Source organism: Bacillus sp. N1(2025), assembly GCF_053470005.1.
Genome location: NZ_JBLTJB010000001.1, coordinates 256,479 through 267,728 on the forward strand (window position 1 = coordinate 256,479; position 11,250 = coordinate 267,728).

Annotated in this window: 17 protein-coding genes; all 17 read left to right on the plus strand. The window is 43.7% G+C overall.

The window, feature by feature from the left end:
- The first annotated feature begins 53 nt into the window (after nt 1-53).
- The 17 genes from ACNFN4_RS01430 to ACNFN4_RS01510 all read left to right on the plus strand — a co-directional run bounded on the left by ACNFN4_RS01430 (nt 54) and on the right by ACNFN4_RS01510 (nt 11,158).
- Nucleotides 54-602: a hypothetical protein gene (locus ACNFN4_RS01430; RefSeq protein WP_375035357.1), complete on the plus strand. Its 549-nt coding sequence runs from the start codon at nt 54-56 to the stop codon at nt 600-602.
- 71 nt (nt 603-673) lie between these two features.
- Complete coding sequence (locus tag ACNFN4_RS01435) at nt 674-871, plus strand: hypothetical protein (RefSeq protein WP_375035358.1); 198 nt, start codon at nt 674-676, stop codon at nt 869-871.
- Between the two features lie 140 nt (nt 872-1,011).
- A complete protein-coding gene (locus ACNFN4_RS01440; protein WP_375035359.1) occupies nt 1,012-1,242 on the plus strand; it encodes a hypothetical protein in 231 nt (76 codons plus the stop codon).
- Nucleotides 1,243-1,286: 44 nt separating this feature from the next.
- The gene (gene terS / locus ACNFN4_RS01445; protein ID WP_375035360.1) at nt 1,287-2,048 is read left to right on the plus strand and encodes a phage terminase small subunit; all 762 of its coding nucleotides are present in this window, start codon (nt 1,287-1,289) and stop codon (nt 2,046-2,048) included.
- The gene (locus ACNFN4_RS01450; RefSeq protein WP_014470565.1) at nt 2,035-3,240 is read left to right on the plus strand and encodes a PBSX family phage terminase large subunit; all 1,206 of its coding nucleotides are present in this window, start codon (nt 2,035-2,037) and stop codon (nt 3,238-3,240) included. The genes terS and ACNFN4_RS01450 overlap by 14 nt, the downstream gene beginning before the upstream one ends.
- Nucleotides 3,241-3,243: 3 nt before the next feature.
- Nucleotides 3,244-4,677: a phage portal protein gene (locus ACNFN4_RS01455; protein ID WP_375035361.1), complete on the plus strand. Its 1,434-nt coding sequence runs from the start codon at nt 3,244-3,246 to the stop codon at nt 4,675-4,677.
- A 266-nt stretch (nt 4,678-4,943) separates the two neighbouring features.
- The gene (locus ACNFN4_RS01460; protein WP_327997730.1) at nt 4,944-5,663 is read left to right on the plus strand and encodes a DUF4355 domain-containing protein; all 720 of its coding nucleotides are present in this window, start codon (nt 4,944-4,946) and stop codon (nt 5,661-5,663) included.
- Nucleotides 5,664-5,677: 14 nt separating this feature from the next.
- Nucleotides 5,678-6,538: a phage capsid protein gene (locus tag ACNFN4_RS01465; protein WP_042635082.1), complete on the plus strand. Its 861-nt coding sequence runs from the start codon at nt 5,678-5,680 to the stop codon at nt 6,536-6,538.
- A gap of 13 nt (nt 6,539-6,551) precedes the next feature.
- The gene (locus ACNFN4_RS01470) at nt 6,552-6,755 is read left to right on the plus strand and encodes a DUF7302 family protein (RefSeq protein ID WP_375035362.1); all 204 of its coding nucleotides are present in this window, start codon (nt 6,552-6,554) and stop codon (nt 6,753-6,755) included.
- An 11-nt stretch (nt 6,756-6,766) separates the two neighbouring features.
- Complete coding sequence (locus tag ACNFN4_RS01475; protein WP_375035363.1) at nt 6,767-7,636, plus strand: phage minor head protein; 870 nt, start codon at nt 6,767-6,769, stop codon at nt 7,634-7,636.
- A 14-nt stretch (nt 7,637-7,650) separates the two neighbouring features.
- Nucleotides 7,651-7,986, plus strand: a complete 336-nt coding sequence (locus ACNFN4_RS01480) for a phage head-tail connector protein (RefSeq protein ID WP_029575357.1) — start codon at nt 7,651-7,653, stop codon at nt 7,984-7,986.
- 4 nt (nt 7,987-7,990) lie between these two features.
- Nucleotides 7,991-8,494 carry a hypothetical protein gene (locus tag ACNFN4_RS01485; protein ID WP_375035364.1) on the plus strand — a complete coding sequence of 168 codons (504 nt, stop codon included), beginning with the start codon at nt 7,991-7,993 and terminating at the stop codon, nt 8,492-8,494.
- On the plus strand, nt 8,494-8,883 hold the full coding sequence (locus tag ACNFN4_RS01490; protein WP_375035365.1) for a hypothetical protein: 390 nt from the start codon (nt 8,494-8,496) through the stop codon (nt 8,881-8,883). Before ACNFN4_RS01485 ends, ACNFN4_RS01490 begins: the two co-directional genes overlap by 1 nt.
- Nucleotides 8,840-9,310 (plus strand): phage neck terminator protein, encoded by a 471-nt coding sequence (locus tag ACNFN4_RS01495; RefSeq protein ID WP_042635086.1) that lies wholly within the window; start codon nt 8,840-8,842, stop codon nt 9,308-9,310. Before ACNFN4_RS01490 ends, ACNFN4_RS01495 begins: the two co-directional genes overlap by 44 nt.
- Before the next feature lie 4 nt (nt 9,311-9,314).
- Nucleotides 9,315-10,349 carry a DUF3383 family protein gene (locus ACNFN4_RS01500; RefSeq protein ID WP_375035366.1) on the plus strand — a complete coding sequence of 345 codons (1,035 nt, stop codon included), beginning with the start codon at nt 9,315-9,317 and terminating at the stop codon, nt 10,347-10,349.
- Nucleotides 10,350-10,365: 16 nt separating this feature from the next.
- Nucleotides 10,366-10,761, plus strand: a complete 396-nt coding sequence (locus ACNFN4_RS01505) for a phage structural protein (protein WP_253600236.1) — start codon at nt 10,366-10,368, stop codon at nt 10,759-10,761.
- A 100-nt stretch (nt 10,762-10,861) separates the two neighbouring features.
- Entirely contained in the window at nt 10,862-11,158 is a 297-nt protein-coding gene (locus ACNFN4_RS01510) for a hypothetical protein (RefSeq protein WP_042635088.1), read from the plus strand.
- Nucleotides 11,159-11,250 lie beyond the last annotated feature (92 nt).

The following is an 11,250-nucleotide window of genomic DNA, read 5'->3' on the forward strand; positions in this document are numbered from 1 at the left end:
AGTATGGACTTATTGTTGATTCTTTCCCATATTTAATATAGAGGGGGAGCGCTATGAACTTTGAAACAAAACATTTAATTCGTTGGGGAATACCTGGTTGGACTTTTCTAGGTGCATTAACTATTTACTTCTACATTAAAGAATCAGTTTTGAACAGCGCCTTTTCAATAAGCAAGATACCAGCTTTCATGTTTACTGCAATTTTTGTAGGTGTTGGAATCATAATCGGACATCTAATCCATCAGATAAGCATGTTGTTAGGCTTTGTGATATGGAACAAATGGTCTGATTACTTTGAAAAAGAATTCCAGTTTGATCAGATTATTATGAAGGATGAAAAGGGTAAAGAGGTACAGCGTATATATAGTTATAGGCTGGGGAATGTACATGCTTTAAGGTCTCTTAATATTAGTCTTATAATCGCGTTAGTTACAACGGTGGTTTTGAGTATAACAATGTATTTTTCATCAAAAGTTCTTTTGTTGATTGTCACCTTGTTTTTATTAGTGGTTATAACATTTATTAATTATCTTTATTTCAAAAAGAATTTAGAATATTTTATTATGAAAATTGAATCAATAAACAACAATAATCAACCGTAGTGTTCGACAAATTCTGCAAATTGTTCCTTTCTCCTGATCCTTAACCGATAATAAGATGGGAGGTGAAATTTATGAAAGTGCTTATATCAATGAGTAATAAAAAATCTTTTGAAGTTTCCTACGAAGATATGAAAAGCGTGGAGAATCTTATAGAAAATTTCCATGATAAATTGGATGGCAAACGAGTTTTGAAAAATCGTTTGATTGATCTTGGTGAATCTGTTCTTATTAACCCAACTCAAATTACAGATATTGAAATTAAAGAATAAACGAAAGAGCCATTGAGTTATATGGCTCTTTTTTTATGTTCTCTGTAAACCGGGTCCAGTGAATCTCAGATAAAACAATTGGCGGCTGACAGCCTCTGAGTGTGGGCTTGGTTTAGAGAGAATATGAAGGGGATGATACGATGAGTAAAGTGAAAAGAGTTTTTCCCGGCCCTACAAACGGACTTATTAACTGGATGGAACAGAACTTTCATGAGATAGATGGCTTTGTCGCTACTTTCAACATGAAAGACGGCACCACAATGACTGCGTATGACGCAGAATCATACTTGCAGGCTGTTGGACTTGCGGACATTGGGAAAGACACGATTCATCAGCTTGCACACGATGACGAGTTTAGTCCAAGAAAATAATCTCCAAAACAACTCAATTCAAAAGGGGGCGGCGGTGAATGTAGATGGCTGAAAAGCACATTCAGGCGTACAAGGATTACGCCAAAGGCATGAAATACAAGGACCTTGCTGAAAAATACGGGGTGTCAATGAACACCATTAAATCGTGGAAGCAGCGGCATGGTTGGGAACGAAAAAAGGGTGCACCCTCTGAAAAAAGTGTGCACACAAAAAAGGCAGGCGCCCCACCCGGTAATAAAAATGCATTGGGAAACAACGGCGGCGCCCCGGAGAGAAATCGAAACGCGGTTTCGCATGGCTTTTTCTCGAAATATCTGCCAGCAGAAACGCTTGAAATCATGGAAGAGATTCAGGAGCGTTCCCCTGCTGATATGATATGGGATCAGATTCAGATACAATATGCGGCTATTATCTGGGCGCAACGCATTATGTTTGTGCAGGATAAAGATGATACGGCAAAAGAGCTTAAAAAGGCAAAATACGCTTATCATCAAGATGAGGACGAAGATGGCAATTTAACATATGAAAAAAACATTGTAGAAGAAGAACTTGAAATACAATTCGCTTGGGATCGTCATGCAACATTCCTGAATGCTCAATCTCGGGCAATGGGCGAGCTCCGGAGTCTGCTCAAGCAATTTGACCAGCTGGCGCATGAGCAAGATGAGCGGCGTCTCAAATTGGAACAGATGCGCTTGAATATCGAGAAGACGAAGAAGGCTATTAACGGCGGCGACGAAAACACCAAAGAAAATGAAATTGCTACAATGTTGAGAAAAATGGTGGATGCCGATGGAACTCAATAAAAAGCAAAAGGAAGTTTGGGACAGCTTCATAAAAGAGCAGCCCAAAATTTTAATTTGTAGCGGCGCAAAGAGGGCAGGAAAAACATTCGTGCTCCTTTTGGCGTTTCTTGCTCACGTCAGCAAGTATCAAAACATGGGACTGAATTTTGTTATCGGCGGGGCGAACCTGGGAACTATCAGGCGGAACGTTCTAAATGATTTAGAACAGATTCTCGGCAAGGAATTGAAACTCAATAAGTCGAGCGCCGTTGAGATATTCGGTAATCAGGTATATTGCTTTGACGGAGCAAACGCAAATTCATGGAAAAAAGCGCGGGGGTTCACGTCAGCCGGCGCGTTTCTGAATGAGGCGACCGCCCTGCATGATTCATTTGTAAAAGAAGTCATTTCCCGGTGCTCTTACAAAGGCGCTGTGGTCATGATGGATACAAACCCCGAAAACCCGATGCACACCGTCAAAACCGATTATATCGACAAAGACGGGCAAAAGTTGAAGAGCGGCCGGCTGAACATCCGGTCATTTCATTTCTCGCTGTTCGATAACAATTTTCTCGATCCGGAATATGTGGAGAGTATCGTGGCATCGACGCCCAGCGGCATGTTTACCGATCGAGATATAAACGGTTATTGGGTGGCGTCTGAAGGAGTCATTTACCGGGACTTCAATAAGGACATTCACTATATCAGTTCTGAGGAATTGGAGAACAGGCGCGTCAACTTCAAGAAGTATTTCGCTGGCGTTGACTGGGGATATGAGCACCCGGGTTCTATTGTCGTAATCGGACAAGATGACCAAGGGTGTTTTTATTTGCTCGAAGAACATGCCAAGCAGCATGAGGAAATTGACTACTGGGTGAAGGTAGCGAAAGGCGTAAAGGAGCGGTACGGCAATATTAATTTCTACTGCGATTCTGCGCGGCCAGAGCATGTGCAGCGCTTTCGGCGGGAGAAGTTGCGAGCCCTGAACGCCGATAAGGCGATCATATCCGGTATTGAAGAAGTGGCCCGGCTGTTTAAGCGAAATGAGTTATTCGTCGTGAAAGACAAGGTTGAGCGCTTCAAAAAAGAAATTTTCATGTATGTATGGAATCCCAAGACCGGCGACCCTGTGAAGGAATGGGACGACGTGCTGGATGCTCTCCGGTACGCTCTGTATACCCACAACAAGCCGAAACATAGAAAGGGGGAGTGACCAATGAAGGAATATATAAATCTAATTCGTCAGAGTGGAATCAACGGTGACATTATCAAGATGATGATTAATGAGCACGTCCCTGTTCGTGAAAAATTGATGAAACTATATGCAAGATATAAGGCTGATCCGGCAGGCGTTCCCATATTAACACGGTCCATCATTGATTATGGCAGCGCGGGAACCGATAAGGTGCAGCGTATTGATGACAAGGTAAACAATAAGCTGAACAACTCATTTGACTCTGAAATCATTGATACCAAGACAGGCTATATGTTTGGACACCCCATTTCTTATGAAACCGAAGATAAGCAATTAAAAGATCAAGTGAGCACCTTCAATACGAGAAATAACATTGAGGACGCCGATTCCGAACTCGGGAAAATGGCTTCCATCTGCGGTTACGGCGCCCGCCTGCTGTTTGTTAATGAAGACGGAAACGAATGCCTGCGAAACGTTGATCCGTGGGAATGCATTATTCTCGCTTTAGACGATATAACAGAGCCCACATATGCTTTGCGCTATTATTCAGTGTTTGAGTGGGTGAGCGGCAAAAAAGTCGAGTCATATCGGGCTGATTTCTACGATGAAACGTTCATTTATTCGTTTAAGTCGTCTGATAAAACGAAGTACGATCTTATTGAGACGAAGCCGCATCTTTTCAATGGATGCCCGTTGTTTGGTGTTCCGAACAATAAAGAAATGAAAGGCGACACTGAAAAAGTCATTTCGTTAATTGATGCATACGACAGAACTTTGTCTGACGCATCGAACGAAATCGAACAGTTCCGGCTTGCATACTTGATTGTCAAAGGTGCTTCACTCGATGATGAGGATATGGAAAAGCTAAAAAAGAATGGTGTGTTTGAAGTCTTCGACGATAACGGAGACGTGAAATTTTTAACCAAGGAAATAAACGACGCCATGATCGAAAATCACTTGAACCGGCTGGAAGAAAATATTTTACGTTTTGCGAAGACGGTCAATTTTTCTGACGGCTCTTTCGGGGGCACTATTACAGGCGTTGCCATGCGGTATAAGCTTATGGCGCTGGAACACAAGGCAATTACTATGGAACGCAAAATGACCGCGGCATTCCGGTATCAGTATAAGATACTCTGCTCGGCATGGTCCAAAAGGATACTGGCTGGCAAAGACGCGTATCTGAAACTATGGTTTCAATTCAAGCGAAATCTTCCTGCGAACATTCTCGAAGAGGCTCAAGCATCCGCGGAACTCAAAGGACTGGTAAGCGAAGAAACGCGGCTTGCTCTACTATCGTTCATTGATGATGTGCGTTTTGAGATTGAAAGAATGAGAGCGGAAGCAGATGCTTACACCATTGATGATAATCAGGATGAAGACGAGGAACAGGAGGCGAATGAGGATGATGAAACTTTTCAAAAGGACGAAAGAAAAAAACAGCAATCTGAATGAAGAGTTTAGGATTAATTCTTTGTTGAGGATGCTGGAAAACGAAAACCTGCTGCATGAATCTGAAGAAATATATGCTGAAGTGAAAAAGTCTCTGTTTCTGAACGGGAAGAAAGATAACGTTTCCGACTAATTGAGCAGCAAGCTACTCTTTTGAGTGGCTTTTTTTATGCCTTTTTTTCGCGTTGTAGGCGTTAAAGAGCAACCGAAATAATTTTGAACTTGTTAGGGGCTTCGGCAACTGATAAGGGCAAGGAGGATACACAGAAATGAAACGATTAAACACGGATAAGTCAGTCAGTCCGTCAATGAATTTCATGAAAAAAGAAAGGCTACCACTGCGCATTAACCTTCAGCATTTTTCCGAACCTGGGGGCGCGGCTGATCCAACACCGGGAGCCCATCCAGCAGGTGGAACCGGTACCGATCCGGCACCGCAGCCGAGCGGCGGAGAACTCTCGCTGGATGCAGTACGGGCTTTCCTAGAAACAAATGACGAGGGAAAGAAGCTGCTTCAATCAACATCTGATGCAAGGGTGACAGAGGCGATCAAGACGTATGAGAAAAATACGTTGCCGAAGAAACTTGAGGAAGAGATTTCAAAGCGGTTTCCTCCTGAAACAGAGGAACAAAAGCAATTACGTGAGTTGCAGGAAAAATTCCAGAACCTTGAGCAAGAGAAAACGCGGGAGTCGTTGAGAAATACGGCCCTTTCAATTGCAACGGAAAAGGGTTTGCCTACTAATCTTGTTGACTTTTTTATCGGTCAGGACGATACGACCACAGAACAAAATTTGAATACCTTGGCCGAAGCCTTCAAGACTTTTGAACAAAGCATCGTAAACGATCATTTCAAAAAGAACGGCAGCACGCCGACACCTTCAGGCGGAGCATCAGCCCCGTTAACAGAAGAAGACATTAAAAAGATGAGTCCCGAGGAAGTCAATCAAAACTGGGATCGCATCCAAGCTCTTTACAAGAATCAATAGGAGGATAAAAACACATGGCATTAGACAATTTTATTCCGGTATTATGGAGTGCAAGACTGCTGAGCAATTTACAAAGAACATTGGTTTATGGTCAAACGGGAGTCATTAACAGAGATTATGAAGGGGAAATCACTGCTGCTGGTGACTCTGTGACAATCAACAATATGGGGCGCGTTAGTGTGGGCGACTACACTAAAAATCAAGACATGGATAGCGCGCAAACACTTGATTCTACAAGCCGTAAGCTTCTCATTGACCAGTCAAAATATTTCAACTTTCAGATTGATGACGTTGATAAAATTCAACAAAATCCAAAGTTGATGGATGCGGCTATGCAAGAGGCAGCATACGCTCTGAAAAATACTGCTGATTCATATATTGCTTCTCATTATGTGGATGCAGCTCATACGATCGGCAGCGATACAAAAGTTGTTTCACCAACAAAAAACGACGCATACGAATATCTGGTTGATCTTTCAGTGAAATTGGATGAAGCAGACGTGCCGGAACAGGGGCGATGGGTAGTTGTAACGCCTTGGTATGAAGGATTAATGCTAAAAGATGATCGCTTCGTGAAAGCTGGAAACATGTCTTCAGAACAACGCCTTTTAAATGGTGTTATCGGACAAGCTGCCGGATTCACGGTATTAAAATCAAACAATGCTCCACTTTCTAAACCAGAGGGCGGCACAGAAAATCATAAGATTATCGCCGGTCACGGCATGGCGTGGTCTTATGCAGACCAAGCAACCCAAGTCGAGGCTTATCGCCCTGAGAAACGTTTTGCTGATGCAGTAAAAGGGCTTCACTTGTACGGCGCCAAAGTAACAAGACCGGAAGCGCTCGCGGTATTAAGCGCAGCCCGTCCACAATAGGAGGGGCTTTTTTATGTGGATTCAAAATACTGATACCGGTTCAACTTGGTTTGTTGAGGATGAACACGGTAATAAGCTTTTGAAAGAGGACAGATACAAAAAAGTACAGTCGCCCATTAAAAAAGCTGAAAAAAACAGCAAAAAGGCAGCGGACAAAACAACAGATGAAGAGAATCAAGAATCTGATGACGCTGGTGAAAAAGCATCTGACGAATAGGAGGGATAGCGGTGGATAAAGAACAAACTGAAAAAGAGCTTTTGAAGCCGTTAACCCGTAAGATGCAGGAGTTTTTACGGAAGCTGAAGCGGCTTTTTCGTGGTACTTCCGAAAAAATACTTTCCAAGTTGACTGCCCTGTTTGTCAAGCTTGATAAAGGGCGCGAAATCAGCCTTGCTGACGCGAATCGGAGTAATGATCTTTCTCAGATTAAGAAGGATATAGCATCATTGATTACTGCCCTTTCTGCAAAGGTTAAAACGGCTGTTCTTGATTTTCTGAATGAAACCTACGAGTCATCGTATAACTGGCTAATGCTTGGTATCCTATCGGCCGTCGGCTTTAAATTTTCCCGTTCATCGAAAGGAAAATTGCCTGTCACATGGGCGGCGCCCGCATCAATCTCGCAGACTATCACAAGCAAAAATATGCTCAAAGCAATCGAAACCGACCGTAAAAAGACAGTTCAGAAGATCACTCATACGATTGAACGCGGCTTTATTGAGCGGAAACGCTTTGTTCAGGTAGCGAAGGAGCTGCAAGCTGATGTGGGTATCAGTTATAGCCGTGCGCAGCGCATTGCCAGAACAGAAATGCATCGAGTGCGGGAGAAAGCGACACTGGACGCAGCTACGAAAGCTGATTCCAATGGTATTGCCATGAAAAAGATATGGCACAACATGGGTGACGAGCGGGTTCGTGAGGGAAGAAACGCGGATCATGTTCATTTAGAAGGCCAGGCCAGGTTTGTAAATGAGCTGTTTGATCTCGGTCAAGATAAAAACGGCAAGTCTGTGAGGGCGCCGGCACCGGGACAAAGCGGAGATCCCTCAAATGATATAAATTGCAGGTGCTTCGCGACATATGAACCCGTGCTTTGAAAGGACTGAGAGAAATGGACCTGTCAGAATTAAAAATACGGTTGGGAATCCCCGAGGATGACACCTCGCAGGATGCAAAGCTACAAATTGACCTTGAAGACGCAATTTCTTTCGTTAAGGAGGAGTGTAATAACTCTTTTGTCGGACCAGACGGGGTTGAATCATTACCAGGTCCTGTGAAGAAAGGAATTGCCCTCATGATTGAAATAGACCGGGATAGCCCGAAAGGCGTCCAGGCTGAATCAATTGGCGGAATGAGCAAGACATACACGGCGGATGACGTAAGGTATAAACCCGCGTTTGATCTTTTCCGGCCATACAAAAAAATTCGTTTTAAACCATTGAGGTGAGCAGATGGGGCGCCGAAATATCCGGGTGCGGGATACAAACCGTATACCGGAATTACTGAGGAACCTTGAGCCAAAAGGGAAAATGAAAGTCGGTGTTCTGGACGGCGACCGCCAAATGATCGCGGCTGTTCATGAATTCGGCTGCCGTATTGCTGTAACTGATCGCATGCGGAAATATCTTGCTGCCAAAGGTCTTTATCTCAAGAAGGATACACAATTTATTAATATCCCTGAACGGTCATTCTTACGGGCTGGCTGGGATGAAAATGAAGCTGAGATTGTACAAAAGGTAGAGGAACTGGTCAATAGAGCCATAGAGAACGGCGATTCTATTAATGACATCATGAACGCGGTCGGCTTACTGGCAAAGGGCCGGCTGCAGACTTATGCAAGAGACTTGCGGAGTCCTACCAATCATCCTTTTACAACGGAGGAAAAAGGCTCTTCAAATCCGTTAGTAGATACCGGGGAAATGATCGGTTCTATGGATTACGAGGTTGAAAGCTAATGAAAAATCACTTTCAGTTCGGTGATCTGATTGAGAAATACAGCGTTGATTTTACATTGTTGCTCCCGGCGTCTGAGGGGTTTTATGACGATCTCGGAAAATGGGTAGAGGGCAAGCCGGTGGAATCGGAAGAAAAAGGCGCTATTGTCCCATTGCAGGCGCAATTAATTTATCAATCCGGCGGACGGCTTACACAGATGGACAGGCAACTGTACTTCCAGAGGAAAATCCCTTTCAAAGCTCAAGTGTTTTTTGATGGAGTAACCTTTTTGGTGGAAGCAATGACGCCATACGGGACATACGCCGATTTCAATTCCTATATCTTAAAGGCGGTGAGCAATTCAGATGGATTACAACAGCATAATCAGAACGGTTCTCAGAATGATTAAAGAGAAAACCGGCCATGTCGTTATCGAAGCAAACGGGACAGGTAAACAGCCTGAATACCCTTTTTGCACGTATACCGTTACTTCTCCGTATTTGCCGCAACACAGGGGTGTTGAGGAACAAGGAGTGTTAACGGAAGACATTGAGCTGGTTTTTTCTTTTACATGGATTTCAAACAGTCACATTGAAGTCATTTCTCTTGCTCAAGAAACAGCTTCTTACTTCAAAACTGCTGACGCGCGCCAGACGCTTCATGACAACGGCATGGCGTGGGTGAGAAACGACGGTTTCGGGAATCGGGATACATTTATCACGATAGACACAGAACGCCGTCACGGCTTTGATATGCGTCTTAGAACGCGAGCGGCTTATGGAGAGACACAAGCGGAGTTTTTTGATTCCGCACAAATAGAAACCATAGGAGGTTAAACACATGCCACTTAGTGATGTAACGGTCAAAATTGACCTGGTGAAACCGTCGAATCTTAAAGGGTTAGGAACACCCCTAATTCTTGCGAAGGTTGCCGGACACAACACTTATAAAGAATACGGCTCAATAGAAGCTGTCAAAGCGGATTATCCAGAAGGAACACCCGCATATAAAAAGGCTGCTGCTATTTATGCACAGGGCGACAATGCTCCATCAAAAGTAGCCATCGGTACTTACGGAGGTAACCCGGAGAACGGGGAGAGCGACGGAGCGGGAGCGGCTGCCACATTTACGATTCGGAATGCTTTTGACGAGTATTTTGATAATGATTGGCACTTCCTCATTCTTGCTGATGCGACGGCAGACGAGAAGCTGGAAGCAGCAAAGGCGATGGAAGAAAAATCATACAAATTCCTCGTTCTGCAAGTAACAGATCGGGAAGAAGTCACTTCCTATACCGGGAAGGACCGGACAAGCGTTTTTTATCACCCGATAACAAGCGAGCATCCAGACGCCGGACTGGTTGGTGCCGTAGGCTCCCTGACAGTGGGTTCAGTTACTTGGAAGTTCAAAAACATTGTGGGAGTCACCCCGCAAGACCTGAAGGCGGACGAGCTGCAAAAGCTCCACAAAGAGGGAGCTATCGCTTATGTGACCAAAGCAGGCCACAGCGAGACTTCAGAGGGAATTACTGCATCAGGTGAGTACATTGACGTCCTGCACGGCAAGGACTGGGTGAAATTAAATATTGAAACATCCATTCAATCGGCATTCTCAAATAACGGTAAAATCCCGTTCTCGAATGCCGGTTTTTCATTGTTGAGCGTTCAGGTTACGAATGTACTTCAAAAAGCCTTTTCAAATGGGATTGTCGCTTCTGATGAAGACGGCTTGCCCGTTTACACCATCAGCACAAAAAAACGCTCTGAAGTATCAGACGAGAACAGAAAAAATCGCGTGTATGACGGCCTTTCTTTCACGTTCGAATTAGCCGGCGCGGTTCATTCCGCCTCCATTACAGGCGAAATTTCAATCTAAAGGGGGAGAATAGTCAATGGCTGCTTATGTTTATGATGCGAACGAGGTTAACACGAATATCGACGGAAAAATTGTTACTGGTTATTCAGAGGGTACCATGGTTTCGTGTGCAAAAGACGAAGAAAAGTTTTCAACAAAAGTCAGCGCTAAAGGTGATGTGAGTGTTGCAACAAAAAACAATCCGCTAGGTACAATTACGCTTACTCTGTCCATGGGTTCGCCGTTTGTGCCTTATTTAAATGGATTGGCGAACACGTCAAAAAAATTTCCCATCTGGGTAACTGGCGGACAAGAGAAAATCGGCGGCACTGAAGCAATGGTAAAAAAGCCTGCTGATGCAGAATTCAGTGACGAAATCGGAGATCGTGAATTTGAAATTCAAGTTTTCGATTATACAGTTTTAGATCAGTAAGGTATTAATCATGTCGAAAAGAAAAAAATCAAATGCAAAAAAGCAGTCCACTAGGGCTGCTTTTCAATATATGCAAACCAAACAATCGGAGGGAAAACCTATGTCAAAATTCGGTAAACAAAAGAAAGTAACAATCCAAGGAACTGAGTACACTCTTCAACACCCAGGAACGCGTCGTTCAATTGAATTTAACGATGAGGCTATCAATATCAATACAGGAATGTTTTCGTCTGCGAAACTGTATGAACTGTACATGAAAGAAGTAGTTGTTGAACCAAAAGTAAGCTATGGCTATTTTGATGAAAAACCTGGTTTCCTTGAGCTGATGAAAGAGGTTCAGACCTTTCTTAGCGCCGAAAATGAAGCCGAAACAGTTCTACAAAAAGAAGGCGAGTGACAACTGGCCTATGTATCGGCTTGTGATGTCTGAGAAGTTTTCTTTCACAGAGGTTTCAGCAATGGACCTCGATACGTTACTCGAAGCCAATG